The 22,314-nt window shown below is 45.1% G+C and carries 22 protein-coding genes; 12 read left to right on the top strand and 10 right to left on the bottom strand.

All coding sequences use genetic code 11. The annotated features are described in order from the left end of the window. Nucleotides 1-155: 155 nt before the first annotated feature. On the top strand, nucleotides 156-2,888 hold the full coding sequence (locus tag RIF36_RS15195; protein WP_350127210.1) for a 4-alpha-glucanotransferase: 2,733 nt from the start codon (nucleotides 156-158) through the stop codon (nucleotides 2,886-2,888). Between the two features lie 280 nt (nucleotides 2,889-3,168). Here RIF36_RS15195 and RIF36_RS15190 read toward each other — a convergent pair whose 3' ends face one another. Continuing rightward, nucleotides 3,169-3,327, bottom strand: coding sequence for a hypothetical protein (locus RIF36_RS15190; protein WP_317492197.1), 159 nt, complete (start codon nucleotides 3,325-3,327; stop codon nucleotides 3,169-3,171). Between the two features lie 164 nt (nucleotides 3,328-3,491). Between RIF36_RS15190 and RIF36_RS15185 the strand changes: the two genes are divergently transcribed. Then, nucleotides 3,492-5,012 (top strand): hypothetical protein, encoded by a 1,521-nt coding sequence (locus RIF36_RS15185; RefSeq protein ID WP_350127213.1) that lies wholly within the window; start codon nucleotides 3,492-3,494, stop codon nucleotides 5,010-5,012. A 98-nt stretch (nucleotides 5,013-5,110) separates the two neighbouring features. Here the strand turns inward: RIF36_RS15185 and RIF36_RS15180 are convergent, their stop codons facing one another. Beyond that, nucleotides 5,111-5,614, bottom strand: coding sequence for a DoxX family protein (locus RIF36_RS15180; RefSeq protein WP_350127216.1), 504 nt, complete (start codon nucleotides 5,612-5,614; stop codon nucleotides 5,111-5,113). A gap of 199 nt (nucleotides 5,615-5,813) precedes the next feature. On the opposite strand from RIF36_RS15180, the gene RIF36_RS15175 reads away from it, so the two are divergent. Beyond that, nucleotides 5,814-7,016, top strand: coding sequence for an acyltransferase family protein (locus RIF36_RS15175; RefSeq protein WP_350127219.1), 1,203 nt, complete (start codon nucleotides 5,814-5,816; stop codon nucleotides 7,014-7,016). 77 nt (nucleotides 7,017-7,093) lie between these two features. On the opposite strand, the gene RIF36_RS15170 is transcribed toward RIF36_RS15175, so the two are convergent. From RIF36_RS15170 to RIF36_RS15150, 5 genes are all read right to left on the bottom strand, one after another. Next, entirely contained in the window at nucleotides 7,094-8,107 is a 1,014-nt protein-coding gene (locus RIF36_RS15170) for a DUF6588 family protein (RefSeq protein WP_350127222.1), read from the bottom strand. Nucleotides 8,108-8,121: 14 nt separating this feature from the next. After that, complete coding sequence (locus tag RIF36_RS15165; protein WP_350127224.1) at nucleotides 8,122-8,673, bottom strand: hypothetical protein; 552 nt, start codon at nucleotides 8,671-8,673, stop codon at nucleotides 8,122-8,124. 120 nt (nucleotides 8,674-8,793) lie between these two features. Further along, entirely contained in the window at nucleotides 8,794-9,336 is a 543-nt protein-coding gene (locus RIF36_RS15160; protein ID WP_350127227.1) for a hypothetical protein, read from the bottom strand. A gap of 12 nt (nucleotides 9,337-9,348) precedes the next feature. After that, nucleotides 9,349-11,976, bottom strand: coding sequence for an MGH1-like glycoside hydrolase domain-containing protein (locus RIF36_RS15155; RefSeq protein WP_350127230.1), 2,628 nt, complete (start codon nucleotides 11,974-11,976; stop codon nucleotides 9,349-9,351). A 159-nt stretch (nucleotides 11,977-12,135) separates the two neighbouring features. After that, the gene (locus RIF36_RS15150; RefSeq protein ID WP_350127233.1) at nucleotides 12,136-12,603 is read right to left on the bottom strand and encodes a hypothetical protein; all 468 of its coding nucleotides are present in this window, start codon (nucleotides 12,601-12,603) and stop codon (nucleotides 12,136-12,138) included. A 138-nt stretch (nucleotides 12,604-12,741) separates the two neighbouring features. Between RIF36_RS15150 and RIF36_RS15145 the strand changes: the two genes are divergently transcribed. Beyond that, a complete protein-coding gene (locus tag RIF36_RS15145) occupies nucleotides 12,742-13,524 on the top strand; it encodes a head GIN domain-containing protein (RefSeq protein WP_350127236.1) in 783 nt (260 codons plus the stop codon). A gap of 44 nt (nucleotides 13,525-13,568) precedes the next feature. On the opposite strand, the gene RIF36_RS15140 is transcribed toward RIF36_RS15145, so the two are convergent. Continuing rightward, nucleotides 13,569-14,183: a DUF2911 domain-containing protein gene (locus RIF36_RS15140; protein ID WP_350127239.1), complete on the bottom strand. Its 615-nt coding sequence runs from the start codon at nucleotides 14,181-14,183 to the stop codon at nucleotides 13,569-13,571. 305 nt (nucleotides 14,184-14,488) lie between these two features. Between RIF36_RS15140 and RIF36_RS15135 the strand changes: the two genes are divergently transcribed. From RIF36_RS15135 to RIF36_RS15125, 3 genes are all read left to right on the top strand, one after another. Beyond that, entirely contained in the window at nucleotides 14,489-14,749 is a 261-nt protein-coding gene (locus RIF36_RS15135) for a hypothetical protein (RefSeq protein ID WP_152000146.1), read from the top strand. Between the two features lie 57 nt (nucleotides 14,750-14,806). After that, nucleotides 14,807-15,481 (top strand): FKBP-type peptidyl-prolyl cis-trans isomerase, encoded by a 675-nt coding sequence (locus tag RIF36_RS15130; RefSeq protein ID WP_350127242.1) that lies wholly within the window; start codon nucleotides 14,807-14,809, stop codon nucleotides 15,479-15,481. A 241-nt stretch (nucleotides 15,482-15,722) separates the two neighbouring features. After that, nucleotides 15,723-15,935, top strand: coding sequence for a hypothetical protein (locus tag RIF36_RS15125; protein WP_152000147.1), 213 nt, complete (start codon nucleotides 15,723-15,725; stop codon nucleotides 15,933-15,935). A gap of 44 nt (nucleotides 15,936-15,979) precedes the next feature. Here RIF36_RS15125 and RIF36_RS15120 read toward each other — a convergent pair whose 3' ends face one another. Then, nucleotides 15,980-18,277, bottom strand: a complete 2,298-nt coding sequence (locus RIF36_RS15120) for a DUF5916 domain-containing protein (protein WP_350127245.1) — start codon at nucleotides 18,275-18,277, stop codon at nucleotides 15,980-15,982. Nucleotides 18,278-18,325: 48 nt separating this feature from the next. Between RIF36_RS15120 and RIF36_RS15115 the strand changes: the two genes are divergently transcribed. Further along, on the top strand, nucleotides 18,326-19,543 hold the full coding sequence (locus tag RIF36_RS15115) for a DEAD/DEAH box helicase (RefSeq protein ID WP_201568434.1): 1,218 nt from the start codon (nucleotides 18,326-18,328) through the stop codon (nucleotides 19,541-19,543). A 2-nt stretch (nucleotides 19,544-19,545) separates the two neighbouring features. Here the strand turns inward: RIF36_RS15115 and RIF36_RS15110 are convergent, their stop codons facing one another. Continuing rightward, a complete protein-coding gene (locus tag RIF36_RS15110) occupies nucleotides 19,546-19,929 on the bottom strand; it encodes a DUF3127 domain-containing protein (RefSeq protein ID WP_350096049.1) in 384 nt (127 codons plus the stop codon). 332 nt (nucleotides 19,930-20,261) lie between these two features. Here RIF36_RS15110 and RIF36_RS15105 point away from each other — a divergent pair, with 332 nt between their 5' ends. The 4 genes from RIF36_RS15105 to RIF36_RS15090 all read left to right on the top strand — a co-directional run bounded on the left by RIF36_RS15105 (nucleotide 20,262) and on the right by RIF36_RS15090 (nucleotide 22,286). Continuing rightward, entirely contained in the window at nucleotides 20,262-20,639 is a 378-nt protein-coding gene (locus tag RIF36_RS15105; protein ID WP_350096047.1) for a hypothetical protein, read from the top strand. Nucleotides 20,640-20,720: 81 nt separating this feature from the next. Next, complete coding sequence (locus tag RIF36_RS15100) at nucleotides 20,721-20,870, top strand: hypothetical protein (RefSeq protein ID WP_193217925.1); 150 nt, start codon at nucleotides 20,721-20,723, stop codon at nucleotides 20,868-20,870. A 7-nt stretch (nucleotides 20,871-20,877) separates the two neighbouring features. Continuing rightward, nucleotides 20,878-21,342: a DUF2452 domain-containing protein gene (locus tag RIF36_RS15095; RefSeq protein WP_350069360.1), complete on the top strand. Its 465-nt coding sequence runs from the start codon at nucleotides 20,878-20,880 to the stop codon at nucleotides 21,340-21,342. A 140-nt stretch (nucleotides 21,343-21,482) separates the two neighbouring features. Further along, entirely contained in the window at nucleotides 21,483-22,286 is an 804-nt protein-coding gene (locus RIF36_RS15090; RefSeq protein ID WP_350127248.1) for a hypothetical protein, read from the top strand. Nucleotides 22,287-22,314 lie beyond the last annotated feature (28 nt).

The following is a 22,314-nucleotide window of genomic DNA, read 5'->3' as shown; positions in this document are numbered from 1 at the left end:
TACAATGAGGCTTGTCCATTTATATTTGCGGCTCTTGATCTCCATGTTTTAATTGCGTCGGGATAATTTAGATCTACCTAAAGGAAACATGCCAGCAAGGTGCGTCGATTCGTTTCATTTTACTTCGGGAGGCCGTTCCAGATATTTTGATTAGTATGATTAAAGTAAGGTTCAATATTGATTACAGAACGGTTTGGGGCCAGCGCCTTTTCATTTGTGGCTCAGCGAAGAGTCTCGGCTCCTGGGATGAGGCCAGGGCTGTTCCGTTAAAACCGACCGGCGGAGAGCAGTGGTCTGTCGAAGTTGAACTGGATGAAGCCGAGGGTAAATCCTTTGACTATAAATACTACCTGCTTGACGAGAGGGATGGTAGGATCGAATGGGAATTTGGTGACCAGCGAAGGCAGGGTGTGGACGCAAGTCGGTACAAAACTGTTGAGGTGCGGGACTACTGGAGGCCTTCGACTAGTGATCAGAATTTATTGAACACTTCTCCCTTTTTGCAGGCGTTTTTTAAGCAAACGGGGACACCAAAGAAAGAAGCGGTTGGAACTCAAGGCTTGTCTTACCGTCTGCAACTCAGGTTGCCCAGGGTTGGGGAAGACTACCAGGTGGGAGTGATAGGAAGCCACAAAGTGCTGGGCGAGTGGAAGGAAGGGAAGGTGGTGCTTATGAGTAATGCTCAGTTCCCGGTATGGGAATTGGATGTGCACTTTGCTTTGGAAGAGCTTCCCGTTGAGTATAAATATGTCCTTTACAATACGAAAACCAAACGAGTTGAAGAATGGGAGGGGGGTGAAAACCGCCACTTGCCAGTAAGTTCGTCAGTACAAGAAGGCGGGCTTACCATTCAGGCCGATGAGCACTTTCGGTTCCAGTCGGGTGACTGGCGGGGTGCCGGGGTGGCCATTCCCGTTTTTTCATTGCGGTCAGAGTCTGGCACGGGCGTAGGTGAGTTTGAAGACATCAAAAAGTTGGTCGATTGGTCTGTTAAAACGGGCAACAAGCTTATCCAGGTACTTCCTGTTAACGATACCATCGCTTCTCATACGTGGGTAGACTCTTATCCATACGCCGGCATTTCAGTCTTTGCTCTTCACCCCATTTATGCCAATCTCCAGGCAATGGGAGTGCTCAGTGACGGCAAGCGTCAGAAGGAATTTGATAAAAAGAGAATAGCGCTGAACCGACTCGATCATGTCGATCATGAGCAGGTGATGAATACCAAAGCTGAGTATTTTAAGCTTGCCTATGCTGAACACAAAGAGGTTGTTTTGAAAAGTAAGGAATTCAAAACGTTCTTTGCTCAAAATGGACACTGGTTGCTTCCTTATGCGGTATTCTCATGCCTGCGAGACAGGTTTGGCACGCCTGACTTTAGTCAGTGGCCACAATATTCGGTCTATTCTGAAAAGGAAATAGCCAAATTTGCTGACCCTAAGCAAAAGCACTATGATGATGTAGCCATCCACTACTTTATCCAGTTTCATCTCGACAAGCAACTCAAGGAAGCCACCGCCTATGCCAGGCAGAGAGGCGTGGTGCTCAAAGGTGATATACCTATCGGGATATTCCGATATAGTGTGGATGCATGGGTAGCGCCAGGGCTTTACAATATGGACTGCCAGGCAGGTGCGCCGCCGGATGATTTTTCTGTTACAGGGCAAAACTGGGGCTTTCCAACCTACAACTGGGAGGAGATGGCCAAAGATGACTATGCCTGGTGGAAAGAACGCTTGAAAAAGATGGCCGACTACTTTGATGTGTTTCGTATCGACCATATCCTCGGATTTTTCAGAATTTGGGAAATTCCCATGCACGCTGTGGAAGGGCTTTTCGGGCACTTTAACCCGTGTTTGCCATTCAGCTTACAAGAACTCAATAATTGGGGCTTGCGGTTTGACAAAGAGCGTTACTGCGAGCCATACATAAGGGCGTATATGCTCTCAGAGATTTTCGGTGCACATAGCGACAAAGTAAAGGAGACCTTTCTGGAGGAATTTGAGCAGGGCAAGTTTTGTTTCAGGGAGCAATACAATACTCAACGCAAGCTGAGTGCTCATATTGAGGAAAAAATGGTTGACGCCAATGCCGACAATGAACATTTGATATGGTTGCGAGGTCAGCTATTCAGGCTGCATGCCGAAGTGCTTTTTCTAACGACTGATGATGCAGGTATGTTCAACCCGAGGATTGGGTTTCACAGTACCTATAGTTACAGAGATCTCGACGATCAAGGCAAAGAGGTGATGAACAAGCTGTACGTTCACTATTTCTACAAACGGCACAACGTTTTTTGGAGAGACCGGGCGATGGAAAAGCTCCCTGCACTGAAGGCAGCTACTAATATGCTGATATGTGGCGAGGATTTGGGTATGGTTCCTGAAAGTGTTCCGGGCGTTATGGCTGAACTGCAAATCCTCAGTCTTGCTGTGCAGCGAATGCCCAATAATCCGGACTGGGAGTTTTGGCCTCCATCTCAAACCCCATACTTGTCGGTTACCACCACGTCAAGTCACGATACATCTACTTTGAGAGGCTGGTGGGAAGAGGACAGGCAGGAGGTTCAAAGATTTTTCAATTCTATTTTGAAGCAGGCAGGCGAAGCTCCGGTTCACTGCGAGCCATGGATTGCTTCGGAAATTATCCGGCAGCATATGGAAGCACCCGCTATGTGGGCAATTTTCCCGATTCAGGACTTGCTTGCAACGGATGAAAGGCTCCGGAGACCTTCTCCTGGCGAAGAAAGAATTAATGTGCCTGCCAACTCTCAGCATTATTGGAAATACAGACTTCACCTTACACTCGAACAACTCCTCGAGGAAGATGATTTTAATAGCTATTTAAGAACGCTTGCAGATGAATCTGGAAGAATCCGCTCATACTAGCATTTTAAGGCCAATACTCGTACCTTTTGTTCAAACTCTTTTTCTTAGTTTGTCAGAGTGTTCTTTGGCTTTTTTAGCGTCAATGGTGTCTTTCCGGCATTCAAATTATTTCAAACTACCCAATTTGGCAAAAGGCAATAGTTGGGTTGGAATAACTTAAACGGATTTGTTTCAGCAGAAAACACCAAACAGGGTGGGGCGATAAGGCTCCATTAACTTGTTAAAAAAGGGAAATGCTCTGACTACCCTTTTTTAACAAGTAAACTTTCAGCAATATGTATTATTTGCCGCCTCCGACCCAGCCACCCTGTCCACCATCGTCTGTTTTTATTATTCGCAACGATTGCTTTGGTTTTTTGGTAGACGAGGATGAAGTTGTTGAAGGCGAAGCAAAATAGAGGCCTAGAGAAAGAATCAAGAAGAAAACATACTGTGCCATAATCTCATTGGTTAAGTTAAGTGAATTACACGCCTCGAAGATGGTGGAATACCTACTACCCATTTACGACAGTTTGTAACATTTGCTAACTATAAAAAATTTAGTAGTTTACGGTATAAAGTCGGTGAAATTCCTCCTGAAGCTTAAAATTTGAAGTGTTCACTATGAATGAGATCAAAAAAATAGTCAGAATTGTAACAAACAGGGTCAAAAAAAATGTTTCTCTTATCGATGTTGTAAATAATGAAGACAACCCAGGGAAAGAGCAGCAACTGTTTAATAGCATACAAAGTGGTGTTTACACGACAGATGATGACGCTGCTTTTGGGATGTATGGCACAAATGGCACAGACCAACGCTATAGGATGCTTAAATCCAGATTGCGTACCAAGCTGAATAATCTTTTGTATTTTGCTGATTTTAATGACTCGAGGGGTAACATTAGCTTTCCTTTTGAGCAGGAATGCCACAGTCATATTTTCAGGGCCAAAATACTTTACAAGGAAGGAGAATATGAACTCGCTGAAAAAAGTATAAAAAAGGCACTGACCATCTCCAAGGAATCAGAGTTTACTGACCTGACACTGATCGGTCTGAAGATGTTGAGAATAATATATTCCGAGTCATTTCGCCCGAACCACCTAAGGAAGGCCATTGGACAGATAAAAAAATACGAAGTGATCAATAGACGAGAGGAGGAGTCGCTTGATATTTTTTACCTAAAATGGATGCAATTGGGCAAGTCTGTGCATTCGAGGAAAGTACACCTGGAGTCTACCATTAAGGCGGTGGAAGTTCTTAGGAAATTATGGGAGAAAGGAGGCTCGTACGCACTTTTTGAAAACTATTACAGGCTTCGGTTGTGGACAAATGAGCTTTTGGGTGACTATAGCAGTGTTGTTGCAATTACTGAGGAGGCTTATGATTTGGTGAATAAAGGTGCTGTAAATCCATTGAGGTTTGACATGCGCCACCACGTCTATACTCGTACCTATGCTTGTTTGAGAGCCAAGGACTACGACAAGGGCATTAAATATGCTGAGGAAGGGATGAACCACATATCAAGGTCTTCGAGGAACTGGTTCTCTCACATGGAGAACTACTTACTGCTGGCGCTTCACAATAAGAACTATCTTTTGGCCGATGAAGTGATTAATCAGGTAACCAGAAACCCCTATGTGGACAAAATTAGCGCTCAGTCGAAGGAAAGGTGGGAGCTATACAAGGGATATTTATATTTTATAATGCCCGATAGAAATGTGGAAGACGTTCTGAGCTTTAAGGATATCTATGAACGACTTCCTTTCTACAGTCAAGACAAACAGGGATTCATGGTAGCGATACTCATATTAGAGTTTATGGACTTTCTTAAGAAAGACAGGCTTGATCTGGCATTGACCAAGTTGCCCAACTCTGAAAGATATATTTACAGATATCTAAACCAAAACCCAGAAAGTCAGAGAGAGAAACTATTTCTCAAGCTGATCTCCATTATTGTGCAATGCAGCTTTAACCCCGACATGGCAGCCAAAAAGGGGAAGCGGTATTTGGAACGCCTCGCTAGCACTCCTGAGCCGGGGGACGCTTTTGCAGAAGTTGAAATTGTTCCTTACGAGCAGCTTTGGGATATTTTAATGGGATTCATGAAGAATGCACATATTAAACCAGACTATGCAAAGCCATAATTTATTATTTAGTTTGATAGGGATTTAAACTGTCGTGTGAAAAGAGCCTGGCCGCCACAAGGCTTTTGACAACCAAATTGTGTTAGGAGGATCGGCTACTAACCCTCCTCTTCTTCCGTTACTTCATGCACAGCGAATTTCGACACTTTGCTCCCAAGGTTCTTATAAAGCACCATCAAGGCAGAAAGAATAATCAGATTCTTGAAAATGTATTGTCCCACTATTGACAAGCTGAAAGGATCTTGGTTAAAGGCGTACTTTGGAAGAATTATCAACGGGAGAAAGGTGCAACACATGTGCCAGATGGTTATTAAGATCGTTGCTCTGGCTTTAAAATTGATAATCAGTGCCACTCCAATCATGGTTTCCATAATTGCGAGAACAATACATGCGGCATTCCCTGAGAGGACATCGAATGTGATGATACAGATGGTGTCTTCAGCAAGTTGTTCCGCAGGACTATACTGTGGAAAGAATTTTAGCAGGCCAAAAGTAGTATATATAAGCCCAATGCTGATTCTCAAAAAATCAAAAGCGTACTTATCGAGCAATTCTATCCATTTTGCCTCAATTCTCTCTAACTGCCCTAATGCCCGTCTCATATGTTCTCTAAAGCTTGATTATTGAATTTTTTTCGACTGAAATTAGTAAAATATTCAAAGGGGCCCCTTTTTAAGACTTATGACTTTCGTCAGGCTTGGTGATACTCCAAAATTTGCCGCTCACAACTATCAAAAGGCATAGGTATATTTTTAGTAGCTGTGGTAAAGGTGTTGAGATATTTTGTAACCAAAATCGAATATGGGAAGCAATCTTGAAGCGCTTACTTCTAAAAAACGCCTTGTATCACTTGATGCACTGAGAGGCTTTACCATTGTGGCTATGATCATAGTGAATGTGCCTGGCTCTTGGAGCCATGTTTACTCACCATTGTTGCACAGCCCTTGGCACGGTGCTACACCAACGGACCTCGTTTTTCCTTTCTTTTTGTTTATCGTCGGCGTTTCTATTGCGCTGGCTTTTGAACGACAGCTTGATCAGGGGAAGAGTAAAAAAGAGCTGGTGAAAAAAGTGATTGTGCGGGCTTTGAAAATATTCGCTCTGGGCATTTTTCTGTGGATGTTTCCAAAATTTGACTTATCAAACATTCGGATTCCCGGCGTGCTTCAACGTATCAGTATCGTTTTTCTAGCCTGCTCGCTGCTGTACCTTTACGGCGACTGGAGAGCTCAGGTAAAGTGGGCAGTCGGTCTCCTTGTTGGGTATTGGGCAATAATGACTTTTGTGCCCGTTCCTATCGATGAGGTGATTCAGCAAGCGCTCGGCACAGGAGAGACTTTGCGGAGTGGAGGTATGGTGCCAGTGGAAGGAATAAAGCAGATTGGCGAAGGGTTTATTGCAGGCAACTATGAACCAGGGACGAACATGGAGTCCTGGCTTGACCGCAGGCTGGTGCCTGGCAGGCTGTGGGAAAAAACCTGGGATCCTGAGGGCTTTCTAAGTACGTTTCCTGCGATAGGGACTGGCATTGCTGGCATGTTAGCCGGAAGGTTGCTGTTGAGTAAGCTGGATGCAGACAAAAAAGTAATTTGGTTGTTTTTCGCAGGATTTTCCGCCTTTGTGGCCGGTAATGTATTTGATTGGTTTTTCCCCATCAACAAACACATCTGGACCAGCTCCTATGTCTTATATGCCGCTGGTTTGGCAGCCATGTCGCTAGCTTTTTTCGTCTGGCTGGTAGATGTTCAGGGCAAAGTGAGCTGGACAAAGCTCGGTGTCATATTTGGCTCCAACGCTGTGGTGGCCTACGTCCTTCATGGTGTGATCTTGAAATTGCTGGCATTGGCCAATATCCCATTAAGAAGCGGTTTTTTTGAGGGTCTGGTTGCAGTGGGGACTCCGGAAAAACTCTCTTCTCTCATTTGGGCACTGTTCTATTCGCTCATTATTTGCTTTATACCCGTCTATTTTCTCTACAAAAAGAAGATTTTCATTAAGCTTTAACACGCCAGTTCGCAACTGAACATGGTGACTAGTTGCATGCGTTGTACGACCGGCGGAGCGGTAACTGCCAGTCACCTCTATCTAACACTCACACCGACACCCATTGAGAGTGTGTTGTATTTTTGAACTGTGTAGTCGGCATTAATAGTAATGATTGCCAGGTTTAGTTTGACACCCACTGTCGCTCGTGGGCTGAAATTGCTGAACTTAAAATCAATGGGGTCGACCAGTGGCTGTAGTGAGCTTTCGATTTCATAGCTGCCGTCGAGCCTCACTCTTGTAAATGCTCCGTTCAATCCAACTCCACCATACAGTGTGATAATTTTCACGAAGTCTTTGCTGCCGAGCACTTGTAATGTAGCTCCCTTCACGCTTAATCTGGTCACGTTACCAGGAGTGTTAACGTCGGGTGTAGTTTCGACAGAAATCCTGCTGAAACCAGCAAGAAGAGACAGTTCGAAAGGTGCAAATGCGAAAGCAGGCACGTGTTGCTTCATATCATGCAGAATACCGAAACCAAGCATGCCTAGTTTTACTTCCGTGTCACCGTTCGTGTACGTGTAGGTTGGTATCGTTCTGATTTTCAAATCGGTTTCTTTGATCAAGCCTAATCCGGCTTGTATCATTGGGGCCGGAACCGCATTGAACCCGATAACCTCTTCCATTCCCAGACCTGTGGGGCTTGAAAACGTCACTTCACTTTCTTGCTGACCCTCATTGAAAACGATTTCCGGAATATCATCGGCATCAAGATTGGGGCCAAAAATTGTCGGCAGTTGATCTTTGCTTGGATCGGCAAGCGTCACATTTGAGTAGTCGTTTGGATTAAACGTGAAAAAAGTGGCCTTTTCTGGCACATAAGCAACCGATAGCGACAGTGTAACATCAAACCCCAGGGGTTGGTGGGGTTTGGCGGTATTAGCCCAGTTGTTGGTAAGCCCATAGCCGAAACCCAAAAAAGCGGGCTCAAAGTAATTTTTCAACAACTCTTCTGCATCATCTACACCACCCTCGATGAAGACGTCCAAGCTTTGGGATTGGCTCAAGAATGGAGCATACACAAGAGTAAAAAATAGTATTAGCTTTTTCATAACCAAGTGGGTGATTAATACCTTACTCTTAAGGTAATGTTGTAGTAAAGTGTAAAAGTGAAGTTGAGATCGGAGGTGGGTACCTCAGCGAAATCAAATGTGAGCGTGTTGTCTACTTCCTTATAGGTTGTAAGGATTTGTTTAATCGTGCCGGCCTCAGCGTCATTCACGCCAGCAGGTTTTTCTGAGGTGTTTTGAAGTTTGCCTGTGATTGCTAAAACACTACGCTGTTGAGTGACTTCCGAGGCTACACTCAGACTTATTTCATCCAGTTCCACCTCTTCTTCAGCCGAAACATCGGTGATGGCATAAGTAACGGAATTGACAGTTACTGCGTCTGACTCAGCCAGGTCAGATAAAGCATCCTTGAAGGCGCTGACGTCGGATAGCCTAAAAGTCTTATTGAATGCCGGAGGGTCTATTTCGATGCCGGGATCATTTCCAGGGACAGCTACTTCAAAGATAATGGGAACGTTCCGTGTAATATTGAAGCCAATTCCCGCATCGCCGCAGCTTGCAAACATTAGAAGCAAGAACGGGATTGATGACCAACAAAATCTTTTCATTACATTCTGATTAAAAGGACGGTACCTCAAAGTTAAAAAAAGGAAATAGTTAAACGAATATACTAAAATATTCGATTCTGTAACCTTGGGGTGGTTTTGCCCAGATATATATTTTGCTCACTAGCCATCCAGATTAGCCTGATACCAATCTTCTATCGAGTTAGCCGTTTTTTCTGTAACTACCTTCTGATCAAATTTTGACTGGAGGTTGCTGATTGCCCGTGTGACCATGGCATGAGAAATAGATTCTTCCTCCCTTATCCCAAGGCGTGCGACCAGTGTCTTTAGTTTGTCGCCTCCCATCTTCATGAAAATAGGGCTGTCAAGGTGAGATAGTGTCTGAATGATGGTCTTTGAATGTTGCTGAAGGTTGTGGATAAGGGTTGTGTACGGGCCTGATAAAGGATAAAGCTCGGCTACATACGCTTTATCCGATATCATTGTCTTATCAGCATCTTTCCAGTTTATTAGTTTTATCGACTCAGCCCCTGCCGCATTAAGTAGTGCTTCTAACTCCTTGCCTGTTTCTTCGAAGAAATAGAAAATAGCGGATGGAGATTGCATGGCATCAGCTATCAGCCATTTGTATAACTGCACTTTCGAGGTGAATACCACTATCGCTGGTAGTTCTTTGCTTTTCTCCCTTTTGAAAAAAGAAAACATCCTCTATAGGGTTTAAGGGTTGTAGTATTTGTGAATGATGTCTGCCACAAGTCCTGTCCACCCGGTTTGGTGACTGGCACCGAGACCTCTTCCGTTGTCTCCATGAAAATACTCATAAAAGAGAATATAGTCCTTGAAGTGGGGGTCTTTTTGAAACTTCTGGTTATTTCCAAACACAGGCCTGTTGCCATTTTCATCCCTTTGGAATGGCTTCATTAGCCTTTCCGCCAAAATCCCGGCCAGGTCTTTGATAGTGACATATTCCCCGCTTTCTACCGGGTATTCGACTTTAAAGTCGTCGCCGTAGTAGAAATGAAACTTGTAAAGCGATTCAATGATCAGGTAGTTGACAGGAAACCAGATGGGGCCTCTCCAGTTGGAATTACCTCCAAAGAATGAAGAGTCGGACTCTCCGGGAAGGTACTCAACAATGAATTTTTCACCCTCCATTTCAAGTACGTACGGGTTTTCCTTATGGTATTTCGACAACGCCCTGACACCATAGTCGGACAAGAACTCATCTGGATCCAGCATCCTTTCAAGGATCTTCTTCATCCTGAAGCCACGTAGAAGTGAGAGCAACCTTCTTTCTCCCCGCCCAGGATCTTCCCATCGGGCTACCAGTGAAGCCAGCTTTGGGCGTTGTTTCATGAAAAAGTCCAGTCTCTCTCTGAACTCTGGCAACTTTTCGTAGGTCGATAACCTCAGCGTTTCGACAGCAAAAAGCGGAATCAGCCCAACCATTGAACGAACCTTCATTTGCTGAGGATCCTGACCTTTTACGTGCATCACATCATAGTAAAAATTGTCTTCGTCATCCCAGAGGTTCACCGTATCGTCATCAGAGCTGTTCATAGCGCTGGCGATGTAAAGGAAGTGCTCAAAAAACTTGTTGGCCATGTCCTGATAGGCGGGATAGACTTCAGCCAGTTCCAGTGACATACGAAGCATATTGAGGGCAAACATAGCCATCCAGCTTGTGGAATCAGCTTGTTCCAGTGAAGAGCCTTCTGAAAGTGGTCGGTTGCGGTCGAATACACCAATATTATCGAGCCCAAGGAAGCCTCCCTGAAAGATGTTTTTGCCGTCGGCGTCTTTTCTATTGACCCACCAGGTGAAGTTCAGCAGCAGGCGGTTAAAGGCCTTTTGAAGGAAATCAAAATCACCTTTGCCCTGCATTTTCCTGTCCATTTTAAATACTCTCAAAACGGCCCAGGCATGAACAGGAGGGTTTACATCATTGAAGTTCCACTCATAAGCGGGAATTTGCCCGTTTGGATGCATGTACTCATCTTTGAGCAACAGCAGGAGCTGATTTTTGGCAAAATCAGGATCCAGTCGGGCTATGGGTATACAATGAAAAGCAAGATCCCATGCGGCATACCAGGGGTACTCCCAGGTGTCGGGCATTGAAATCACATCCGCACTGTCCATGTGCTGCCAGTCGTGGTTCCTGCCTTGTCGTCGTTCTTGAGGTGGGGGTATTCGCCCTGGGTCACCGCCAAGCCACTCTCGTATATTATAGTAGTAAAACTGTTTGCTCCACATCATGCCTGCATAGGCCTGCCGCTGGATGTTCCGCAGGTCTTTGTCGGCTACTTTATATTGAAGGGAGCGGTAGAATGAATCGCATTCCGCTTTTCTAAGCGACATTACAGTATCAAAATCGCCAAATGGGTTCTCTAGCTTTTTGCGGCTTAGCCTCACCTGCACCCTCTTTGTGCTGTTGGCATCGATGCTGAAAGTGTAAATACCACTCGCTTTAGAGCCTCTTTTTTCTTTGTTAACGGCTTCTTTTTTTCCATCAACTACGTAGTCGTTGATACCGTCTTTGAGAAACTTAGCCGTATTAGAAATGCCATATAGCTTTGATCTATTGGTTTCGTTATCGGTGAAAGCCTGCTCATCAATATTTTCGTCAAAATAGACGTGAAAATCGTCAAGTAGGTGATGTGACAAAAACATGTGTTGCTTGTCAAATTCTTCCAGTGATGGGATGAATTTATCCTTGCCAGACGACCATGTGTTGCGAAACCAAAAAGTGGGCAGCACGGTGATTGGGGCTTTTTTATTGCTTCGGTTAACTATCTCAACCTCAAAAAGGAAGTCCTCAACATCCGCCTTGGCATAGTGGAGGAAAATATCGAAATACTCGTCTTTGTCGAAAATACCAGTATCTATGATCTCGTACTCCGTTTCGAGTTTGCTCTTTTTCTGATTTTTCTCGAGTAGGCTTTTGTAGGGGAACTCTGTTTGAGGATACTTATAGAGCATTTTCATGTAGGAGTGAGTAGGGGTGCTATCCAGGTAATAGTATAGCTCCTTTACATCTTCGCCATGATTTCCCTCGATACCAGACAGCCCAAACAGTCGCTCTTTGAGAATAGGATCCTTGTGATTCCAAAATGACCACGCAAAACAAATTCGTTGATCGTCGTTACTGAAACCACCAAGGCCGTCTTCGCCCCACCGGTAGGCCTTGCTTCTGGCATGGTCGTGCGGTATGCTTTCCCAGGCTGAACCGTATTTGCTGTAGTCTTCACGAACCGTTCCCCATTGCCTCTCAGAAAGATAAGGGCCCCATGCTTTCCAGGGAATCCCATTTCTGCACTCTTCAAGTCTTCTCTTTTCTACAGTCATACACTACACATTCAATTTCCAGGTGAATCCTAATGAAAGGCGGCACCGAATATACAATTTTGACTTTGAAATTGGCAGTGTAAATAGCGTTACGGATAGTTTTATGGAGCGAAGGCCGTTTTCAATCGTTTGAAACCGAAAAAAAATTATCCAGCAAAATTATGTCAAGTCGGCAATGACAAAATGCTGCCCACGGAATTCATATTTGTCGCCTTTTTTCAGGCCGGCAATCGCATCATAGATAGGAGACTGCGTAGAAATGACAAAGATATCCTGCGAGTCGAAGGTGATTTTACCGATGCTTCCGGCAATTAAGAAAATCTGCTTGTCAGTTACAACCAGTGCACCCTGCCCAATTTGACTAAACACCGCATTTGGATTGATTCTTTTGAGACCAGCCAAAAGCTCGCTGCTTTCCGCCAGCTTGTTGTTGTACATGCTTCGCTCTTGCTGCATCTGCTCTCTGAACGAATCCTGGCTGTCCTCGGAGCTGCCACTTTCGCTCAGCGCACTTTCAATGGCAGCCTCAATGGCTTCTTTCAAACTGGCTATTTGCTGTTCCTGGCGCTGAACGCATTGTTCCAGTACCGCCATTTTGAACTTGGCTAAATCTGCTATTTTCGTCATGCTTATTGAAAAAACAATCGCAAATGTAAATGAAAAAAAGTCAATAGTGCGAGAATAATATTCATGTAACCGGCAACCTTATTCCGTTGAATAACGACTATAGGGGAGTAACTGATGAAAATTACGCAAATAACTATTATGAAAACTGTATTGAGACATTGGAGTCTGATGACTTTTTTAGCTTTTGGCATCGCTGGTCAGGGATGTAGTATTGTAGATGGGCCTTGTGAGAAGGGTAAAGGTGATATCGTGCGAAGAGACGTAGACATAGAAGCGTTCACAGGTATCAACATGACCATGGCTGGTAATGTAACCATAGAAAGAGGGGAGGCGCTGAGCGTAGAGGTTGAGGGCCAGCCAAACATTCTTGACCTCATCAGTACCGATGTGGAAGATGGGCAATGGACGATCTATCCCCGAAGCTGTGTGTCTAACCACAAAGATTTTTCGGTGTTTATCACACTACCGGAGCTTGAAAACATTACCCTGACTGGTTCGGGAAGCATCACAACGCTGGACTCGTTCGACGACGACGTTGATATTTTATTGTCGGGCTCAGGCAAGATAACCTATACAGGGCAAGGAGAGGAGGCAAATGTGGCACTAACGGGCTCTGGTAAAATCACTTTTTCAGGAGATTTTGCGGAGATCACCGTTTCTCACTCCGGGTCAGGCAGTGTTCTGCTAAGTGGAGCTGCCGATTTCTTGAAGGCGACTTGTTCGGGGTCGGGTGGTATTGACGCTTATGAATTAGTGGCAGCCAAAGCCCAGGTCGTTAACTCAGGCAGCGGGTCATCCAAGGTGTATGTGACCAGTGAACTTGAAGCGGTGGTTTCTGGCAGCGGATCTATTTTTTATAGAGGTGATGCCGTTGTTGATGAAACCGACAATGGCTCAGGATCGATAATTAACGACAATTAAAAAGAACGGGCGGCCCAGATTACTAGTGCCGCCCTGGTTTTGTTTTAGCTGTTGGGTACAGGCGCTACATTAAAACTGAACACAAGTTTTTCCCAGTGATAATTTACAGTGCCGTCGGATGAAACTTTGAATTCAAGCCTTTCTTTGAAGTCGTCTACCATGGACGGAGTGATGATAACCCGAAGCGCATCTTCAGACTCTTTGTAGTCATAGGCGCCCCATTGCTCGGCCTCTTTGTTGAAAATAAGGGTCCAGTCAGTCTCTGTGGGGATACTGAACAGGCTGTATTGGCCGGCGGGCAGCGGCCCTCCATTTATCAAAACATCTTTGTCAACTGAGAATACAGTTGCTTCATTGGCTCCCGTTCTGTCAACCTTACCGTACGGAACCAACTCTCCCCAAATGGTTCTGCCTTTTACGGCTGGGGCACTGTAGTCGATTGTTACGTTTACTCCACTCACATTGGCAGTTGTTGATGCCGGGGGGCTGGGTCTTTGCGATTTGTCGTCTTCGGCATCATCTTCTGTTTCCACAACGGTTTCTGAATCAGAAAATTCGCTTTTAGAGGAAGACGAACAACTTGCGAACGTTAGTCCGCAAAGTACAAGTAATCCAATAGCGCTCAACTTAGTCAAAAGGTTAGAATCTGGCGTTTTCATAAGATATTATTATAATTATTTCAAGTTCGTAAATAAACAAAATTCTTACTTCATTCTATCATGGGATGGGTTTAACGACTTTATTATCTGATTCGTTGTAACGAGTGACTTTATTTGGGTTCGAAACGGCAACGCTGTCCTTTCATTGATAGTGCTGCCTCAACTAACTCTTTAAAAATGAACACTTTATTGTCCTGAAATCGTTCATTTTCATTTTGAGGTAATCGACCAATTAATTGATAGTCAGTAATTTAGTATAAAGGTATGTTTTTTGATGTACAACTGACGCAAATGAAACATATTATATGGCAGTTATTGGTATAGAGATTCCCCGCACTTTAGAAGAGCAGGAGATCGAAGTTGAAGTAAGAATCAACGGAATCAAAAAACAGTATCACTACAGGGTCGAGATTTTTTATTGGGAAGAATGCGAATTTCCAACGAATGATCGGGTAGAATGTATCAAGCGGCTCATAAGCGGATACAACCCTGAATGGGATTTGGCCCACATCGGCATACCGACGGATGACTTCATTCCGATCACCTTCAAAAAGAAGAGGAGATAAACTATTGATTTTTATTTCTAAGAGCTTCTTCTTTGCTTTCTTTTTGAGGAGAGCAATATGAAAGACATTTGTCGGAAGTTTTTGGTAGCGGTGGTTTTGTTGGGGTTGGTATCGGAGGGCTATGCGCAGTGCACTGAGTGTGAATCGAAATTGGCTTATGTGGCAGATTTCTGTTTCACGGACAGTAAGTTCACAGGCATTTGCGTTCAATTTTCGGAAACGCAACCAAACTTCCTCATTCAAAACGGAAAGAAGGGGAAGTACATCCCATCAGTCAATAAAGCCACAGAGGAGTACCTCATTTCTCTGGCTGCTGATTCTAAGTTAAAGCTATCTGCTTTGGAAATAATTTTTCTTCAGAAGGCACTATTGGCATGGGAAATAGAAAGAAGAAATTTTGGCTACACCTATAGAGATAGCGGCCTCGGGGTGAAGATGCTTGAAGAAGGCACCGGTGATTTGCCTAATGTCGGCGACAGAGTTACCGTCCACTATACAGGATACCTTGAAGATGGGACAAAGTTCGACAGCTCGGTCGATAGGGGCAAGCCTTTTAGCTTTGTGCTTGGCGCTGGTCAGGTAATCAAAGGATGGGATGAAGGGATAGGGCTGCTAAAGAAGGGTTCAAAGGCTTACATCCGGGTGCCAGCCAACCTTGGTTACGGGAGCATGGCCCGTGGCCAGATACCTGCCAATGCCACTTTGGTTTTCGAGGTCGAACTCATCGAATAAGCCAGTTTCATTTCACCGTTTCCCGGGTCTAGGCGAGACCTTCGATATTTTTTTAATACAAAGTTGTAATCTTTTCGATCTACAAGAGTACTAATACAAAGCGTTCGATACTGTGATCAAAAACTGTACACTATTGGTCACTAAGTAGTAGAATGAAAATGTAACTATCTGTAAAATAGGTTTTTATAAAACTGGCATCAACTTTGTATTATAACTAGTCATGCAACAGGCAAGAAACAAAATGAGCACTACATTAATTACCCTCGGGGTGATAGTGGCTCTGCTTGCTGTTTTGTTAACCCCTGGCTTCCTTGATCTTTCATCTCTGGTGATGTTTCAAAATGAGCTTCCTCAAGATCAGCCTTTGGTAAGCCAATCCACCCTTCAGGAAGTGGGCAGCCAGTCGGTTGAAGCTGTTTCTTCCTTCCTCAAAAAGGTAAGCCTTTCTCAGTAAATCCCATCTGCTTTTTTGGGCTGGATACCATAATCTTGTCAGCTTTAAAGATTGAGCCAGTAAGTCGCTTTGAAAATTAGTGAGCGGTTTCGTGAGTAAAATGTTTCTGGTAGATAATTCTCTGTGTAAACAAGGAAAATGTCGGACACAGGTTTGAAGCGCCACTGAAGCCGTGCGTTGACATTGATGTTATCGATTTGGTTGTTGTATTGGAAGTAAGTGGTCAGAAAGAACGACTTACTTAAAGTGACATCGAATTTTGGGCCGATCAGCAACAGGTTGGCATCGTTGTAAGGATAGGGCAGCCGCAGCCGGTTGATATTAGTGACCAGCGAAATAATGCCGTAGGGTTGTATCCTGTATCCAATTTCTGAATCAAGGTTCACCCGTGTTCCGTTAAAATAGCCGCCAGACCTTGTATTGAGGCTATAGAACAGTTTTTTTCTTGCGTCAGAGTCATAGTTTGCAATAACCGAATAGTAACCGTACTCTGATCCTTCCGGCAGCTCAATACCCCCTGTGTTTGTTGGGTCGAAAGAGAAGTACAAGAACACATAGTCATGCCTGAGCCGCATATTGAACATAGAGGTGTTTTTGAACTGTATCCGGTACATCAGGTTGATGTCCCTGTCAGTGGTGCCATACGTACCATTCCATATATTGTCGGTGTCAAAGCCGGGCCCATGCCTGTTGACAATTGTTGAGTTCGGATAAAAGTTGTACCAGATGCTTTGCGAAAAGCGGTTGTAACCATTCCTACGGGCGAAGCCAGTCTCGGGGTCATAGTTAGCTCCAATGGATTGTAGTCTTCCTGAAATTTCCCAGCGGAGTGTATTGTATTCTATTTCTGAAGACAGGGCAAAGGCATCGTTAAGGCTTTCATTGCTAAAGGATCTGTGAGCGAAAAACTTACCATTCCATTGGTTGTTGGCTGATGCGAGATTATAGTCAATTCCCAACACCCGGTTGTAGGTGCGTATGCTATCGCTGCCGTCAGCCGCTTGCAAAGGCCCCGTTGGGTCTTTGTTCACAAATATCATTCCCACGTTGGAGCGGGTAAACAGCTTGCGTTGAAAGCTGGCTACTGAGTAGTTGGTAGAGGGAAGGCTTAGTCTGTCGTCTTTGGCGGCCAGCATATCCAACAGCCCCACCCGCCAGTTGTTGTTGATCTTGCCGCTCAGGCGGGCGCCGGCGTGAATTTTATTCTGCAGGTTCTGCCCGGTGCTCTCGTCTCTGGTTACCCCAATGCGGCGGGAGAAAAACGGGCGTAGGTTCTCCGTGCCGAAGTCGGCGAAGAGGTCGGCGTTTTCAAGAAAAAACTGCCTCTTTTCTGGATAAAATATCTCAAAACGATCGAGGTTGGTTACCTGATCGTCAACCTCCACCTGGGAAAAGTCGGGGTTAAACGTCAGATCAAGGTTGAGCGATGGGCCAATGCCTATTTTCGCATCTCCGCCGAAGTCAGCTGATTTGGCTGGCGACAAGCCTTCTTCCTGGTCGTGCTCATATGCTGCTGCTACAAAAGGAATAAGCGAGATGTTGGCCCCCGGCTTTTTGAGCGGTTTGTCAAAAACCACTTCCCGGTTAAATGCCAGCGTGATGAGGCTGAAGTTTCGTGGTATGCGGGCCCATGACGATCGTTCGCCATTTTCACTATCGATCCGGTAGAAGTTCATGTTCCACTTTTGTGAGTTCTCCTTGAACCGGATGGTTTTGAATGGAATGGCCAACTCTGCAATCCAGTAGCCCTCGTACTGCACCGCCTTCGTGTACCACTTGTTGTCCCACGATAGGCTGAGATTTTGTCCGCCTCCGGAGCCGCCATTGGCAATAAGACCTTCTCGTTGTACCCCAAATGGGTTTACGCCAAACTGAAACGAATTGGTTTTATCCTGAAATGGATCCAAAATAAGCGTGATCCCATCGTTGGCTTCTCCCCGGTAATCTCTTCTTAACGAAGGGGTCACATACTTTCGGTCTTTCGCCTGATTGTACATTTTGGCACCCATGTACAGAAATTCGTCGTCGTAAGTGATCCTGATTTCAGTTTGCGAATTGGCGAGAGAAGTATCGTAAGGGAAGTACTGCATAAAGTCTCCGGCGACTTCTGCATTTTCCCAATCTGCCTCATTCAGAGCACCATCCAAAATTATTTTTCCCTTTGCCTTCTGTATATGTAACGATGGAAGTGTATTTTGTGCCTTCGTTGGTTGAATAGAAATACCATAAGCAAAAATGGTTAGTGTTGTTAGTAGTAAAATTCCTCTCATGTAGTCCTCCAAAGCCCGAATATAGAAGGATGCTTCAAACACTTCGTTTTCGTAATTGATGAATGGTATCAAAGTTTGATGATAGAAAGGAAAGCACAATAAAAACGTAAAGACTCAAAAGTGGATTTTAAAGAATTAGAGATTTCTCCTGAGCTCAAGGATGCTGTACAGGCGATGGGTTTTGAGAAAATGACTCCGGTACAGGAGCAAGCCATTCCTGTGATTTTATCTGGAAGAGACATCATTGCCTGCGCACAAACGGGAACCGGAAAGACCGGCGCCTATTTGATACCTGTGATTAATGACAACCAGAAGAATGCTGACGGCAAGATCAAGACACTGATCCTGGCGCCGACAAGGGAGCTGGCTATTCAGATCGATCAGCAGATAAATGGACTGAGCTACTTTGCCGGGGTGAGTTCCTTCGCAGTTTACGGTGGCTCTGACAGCTCGAGCTGGGACTCACAAAAAAAGGCCTTGCAGGAAGGTGCCGATATTATTGTGGCCACGCCCGGCAGGATTATCACGCACATGAGTTTTGACTATGCCGACTTTAGCAACCTCCGGCACCTGATCCTTGACGAGGCAGATAGGATGCTGGACATGGGTTTTATTGATGACCTGATAAAGATTGTCAACATGCTCCCGGCTAAACGCCAGAACCTGATGTTCTCCGCTACTATGCCGCCAAAGATCAGGACGCTTACCGCTCAAATGCTGAACAACCCGGTGGAGATAAGCATAGCTATCTCGAAGCCGGCTGAGAAGATTTTTCAGGCTGCTTTCTCGGTCTACAATCCTCAGAAGAATTTGCTGCTTAGCCATATTCTGGACGCCAGGCAGCTACCCCGAATACTGATATTTTGCTCACGCAAAACTACAGTGAAAGAGCTCGACAGACAGCTGCGAAAAGACGGCAGGAAAGTGGAGTCGATTCACTCGGATCTTGAGCAAAACGAAAGGGAGTCCGGCCTATTGAAATTCCGTAACAAGGAGATCAATATTCTGATCGCTACAGACGTGCTGAGCAGAGGTATTGACATCGAGAACATCAACCTTGTGATCAACTACGACGTGCCGCAGGATCCGGAAGATTATGTGCACAGAATTGGCCGGACGGCAAGGGCAGAAACTGATGGCATTGCGTTCACTCTAGTGAATGAGGATGACCAGAGAAAGTTCAGCCGAATAGAGAACTTGATCGGCAAGAGCATACGCATGGTGAAGCTTCCGTCATCGATAGGTGAGGGACCAGTGTATGATGCTAAGCACCCTAAAAGCTCTCCGAGAGAAAGAGGCGGAGGAGGCGGGGGTGGCCGAAGGAAGGTAAGACGATAACCTTAAAACGGAAGATCGTCGTCCTCTGATGAGGCACTCAGCCATTCCGGTTCTTCCGCCGGTGGGGGTGCCTCTCCCGAAGGAGAACTACCTGTTGCAGCCTGGGCACCGACCGGCAAAATCCTCCACGCCTGAAGGGAATTAAAGTACTTCACTTCACCCTTAGGGTCGGTCCATTTTCTACCCTTCAAATTAAAGTGTACTTCAATTTCCTGACCCGGCTCAAAGTCATTGATCAGGTCACACTTGTCTTGAATTAACTCGAACTTAACGTACTCTGGATACTGGGGGTTCTCCGCAAATTCCACAACAAATTCACGCTTTTTGAAAGAGGCCGTTACGTTAGCTGTTTCACTTTTTTCGAGAAGCTTTCCCTTGATATCCATAAGTCAGTTGTGTTTAGCCACCAAAGGTAGCCACTATCTTGAATGAGGCCAATTTGAATTGAAAAAAATGATGTTTGTCATTATGTCATACATTAAAGTATTGACTACAAAGAGTTAGCATATTCATTTATTAGTGAGTGATTTAAGTCTTAGTATCTCAAGTGATATTAAGGTGGTATTTTTTTTGATTTTCACTGGGCAGGGCCTCTTTGAGAAAGTGAACATTTTCTGATTGTTTGACTAAAGTCATCCCTTTGCAGGCCCATTGCTGATCTTCATCAAGTTTAATGAAAGGGCCACCCTGTAACTTCGGTGTCTGAATTACATGAACCATGGCAATGATAGAGGGCGGATCCAGCGAGATGATTTTTGTGTACAATAGCAAGCGTGATCTTGACAAGCAGGCGCTTGCCTACATCAGTGTTTTTTCTGACAAAATTGTCAAGTTGGACGTTCAGTCGTCGGTGCTGGAACACTCATTTCTTGTTGACCTTTCATCCAGGCTTGGGGTGGGGTATCAAGACCTCGTAGACCATGAGTGCGAGCAGTTGAAGAGCCAGGAATACTACCTGCACCTGAGCACGCCGAAGCAGTACATCGACCTGATAGTGAAGCACCCCGATTACCTGAAAACCCCGGTGTTGATTTATGGTGACAAGGCCCACTTTATCTCAAAGGAAACTGACCTTCTTCAGCTCTCATTTCTCTGAACCTTTCTGAATCTTTTTGTCAAGTTGACTAACTTTGAACATTCGATGTTGGAATGAAGTTAATCACAGCAAGAGGTAGACATGAGTAAGTCGAAAAAAATATTTTTGATAATAGCCGCCGTGTTTATGGTCATTATGATCATCATCGGTTGGGACATTTCGAGGAGGACGACCTTCCCTGGAGCTAAGTCTCACCTCAGAAATGAAGTGGCTCCGGGAGGTAATAAATAGCACGAAAATGGAAGCCGGAAAGAAGGTAGATATCGACAAGATCGATATGAAAAAGGAGGCGGAGAAAGTTGCTGCCAACCCGGGAATTCTTGCCTATCCGCATCATGCCGGAAGTGCCCTGGTAAAGCCCGAAGACCGGGGCAAAATAAAGGGCAGATCGGTGGCTGCCATGTACGAGCAAACTGACCGGGAGCTCAGTCAGATTTATGAGCAAATGCAGTTGCTCGCCAGGCAGGCGAAAGACATACAATCCAGGGTTGAAGTATCGGAACGAATTTACAAAGCGCACGTTAGTTTTGAACCCATCATCGGGAAGATTTATTATCTGTATTGCCGGGCCGACGGGGAAGATGTGCTGTCGATGATTGCTCCAAAAGAGTGGGGAAGAAGCCAGCCATTTCAGCAATACATTTCAAAAGTGAAGCTCTTGAGTGACCATACCTGGGAGATATTAGAGTCTCGTATTGCCTAGTTTTTTTCGGTTGTTATAGGTAGCTGTTTTATGTTTGTTGTTGTATTGATGTCCACCTGTTAAAGATGGTTTGCTTTAGCTGAAGAGTTAGTGTGTTGGCTTGCTGTTTGTATAACCAGGGTGGCAAAAGCCAATGAACTATGACCACTGCGTTTCGACCTTCTTGCTCTATCTTCCACATGTTTGTGTGCCTGATGATGGCAGGCTGTAGCGGCAAAGATGAAATGCCCGTCAACTGTTCAGTGTCAGGGCCGGCGATCAGTGTGGCGTCCACAACTGCTCCTACCTGTAGTACCACGGGAACGATTACCGTCGCCGCTTCCGGCGGAACTGAGCCCCTCACCTTTAGCATCAATGGACTCGATTTCCAATCAAGCAGTGAATTTGCCGGTCTCGCTCCAGGAACGTATACCTTGACTGTAATGGACGCCAACGAGTGTACAGCTACTACCTCGGTTGGGTTGACTGTGAAGAACGACTTAACGCTAAGTTTTACAGCAAATGTAGCCGGTTGTGAAGGCTCCGAAGGCTCAATTGAGTTTTCGGCTACAGGCGGTAGCGGCACATACTTATACAGCATCGACGGTGAAAATTTTGTGGAGTCCTCAGTTTTTAGTGGCCTGGCTAGCGGAGAGTATTCAGTCGCTGTGAAGGACGGCTTTTGTGAGTTTCGTACCGAAGCTATTGTGCCGTCCGGTTTAAGCTTCGATACGGCGATTTCCGCAATTATAAAAAACAAATGTGCTGTAGATGGTTGCCATGTCACCGGGAGTCAGTTTCCTGACATGACGAGCTTTAAAGGCATACAGGACAACGCAAAGCAAATTGGGCTGAGAGTAGGAAACAGAGGAATGCCTCCGATGCAGGAGGGGATTGCTCAGCTGGAAGAAGATGAGATCGACAAAATCGTTTGTTGGGTGACTGATGGAGCCCCAAATAATTGACAGGTTTTCAATAAGCAGCTGGTTTCGG

The organism is Imperialibacter sp. (assembly GCF_040222815.1).
Lineage (GTDB): Bacteria > Bacteroidota > Bacteroidia > Cytophagales > Cyclobacteriaceae > Imperialibacter.
This window is presented reverse-complemented; position numbering and strand designations above follow the sequence as displayed.

Coding starts and splice junctions, on each gene's coding strand:
- RIF36_RS15160 (WP_350127227.1), bottom strand. CDS start 9,336: ATGTTTTCTTTTTTCAAAAGGGAGAAAAGCAAAGAACTACCAGCGATA.
- RIF36_RS15145 (WP_350127236.1), top strand. CDS start 12,742: ATGAAAACTGTATTGAGACATTGGAGTCTGATGACTTTTTTAGCTTTT.
- RIF36_RS15190 (WP_317492197.1), bottom strand. CDS start 3,327: ATGGCACAGTATGTTTTCTTCTTGATTCTTTCTCTAGGCCTCTATTTT.
- RIF36_RS15155 (WP_350127230.1), bottom strand. CDS start 11,976: ATGACTGTAGAAAAGAGAAGACTTGAAGAGTGCAGAAATGGGATTCCC.
- RIF36_RS15180 (WP_350127216.1), bottom strand. CDS start 5,614: ATGAGACGGGCATTAGGGCAGTTAGAGAGAATTGAGGCAAAATGGATA.
- RIF36_RS15095 (WP_350069360.1), top strand. CDS start 20,878: ATGGAAGCCGGAAAGAAGGTAGATATCGACAAGATCGATATGAAAAAG.
- RIF36_RS15150 (WP_350127233.1), bottom strand. CDS start 12,603: ATGACGAAAATAGCAGATTTAGCCAAGTTCAAAATGGCGGTACTGGAA.
- RIF36_RS15135 (WP_152000146.1), top strand. CDS start 14,489: ATGGCAGTTATTGGTATAGAGATTCCCCGCACTTTAGAAGAGCAGGAG.
- RIF36_RS15105 (WP_350096047.1), top strand. CDS start 20,262: ATGGCAATGATAGAGGGCGGATCCAGCGAGATGATTTTTGTGTACAAT.
- RIF36_RS15130 (WP_350127242.1), top strand. CDS start 14,807: ATGAAAGACATTTGTCGGAAGTTTTTGGTAGCGGTGGTTTTGTTGGGG.
- RIF36_RS15175 (WP_350127219.1), top strand. CDS start 5,814: ATGGGAAGCAATCTTGAAGCGCTTACTTCTAAAAAACGCCTTGTATCA.
- RIF36_RS15100 (WP_193217925.1), top strand. CDS start 20,721: ATGAGTAAGTCGAAAAAAATATTTTTGATAATAGCCGCCGTGTTTATG.
- RIF36_RS15125 (WP_152000147.1), top strand. CDS start 15,723: ATGAGCACTACATTAATTACCCTCGGGGTGATAGTGGCTCTGCTTGCT.
- RIF36_RS15165 (WP_350127224.1), bottom strand. CDS start 8,673: ATGAAAAGATTTTGTTGGTCATCAATCCCGTTCTTGCTTCTAATGTTT.
- RIF36_RS15110 (WP_350096049.1), bottom strand. CDS start 19,929: ATGGATATCAAGGGAAAGCTTCTCGAAAAAAGTGAAACAGCTAACGTA.
- RIF36_RS15185 (WP_350127213.1), top strand. CDS start 3,492: ATGAATGAGATCAAAAAAATAGTCAGAATTGTAACAAACAGGGTCAAA.
- RIF36_RS15170 (WP_350127222.1), bottom strand. CDS start 8,107: ATGAAAAAGCTAATACTATTTTTTACTCTTGTGTATGCTCCATTCTTG.
- RIF36_RS15195 (WP_350127210.1), top strand. CDS start 156: ATGATTAAAGTAAGGTTCAATATTGATTACAGAACGGTTTGGGGCCAG.
- RIF36_RS15140 (WP_350127239.1), bottom strand. CDS start 14,183: ATGAAAACGCCAGATTCTAACCTTTTGACTAAGTTGAGCGCTATTGGA.
- RIF36_RS15090 (WP_350127248.1), top strand. CDS start 21,483: ATGACCACTGCGTTTCGACCTTCTTGCTCTATCTTCCACATGTTTGTG.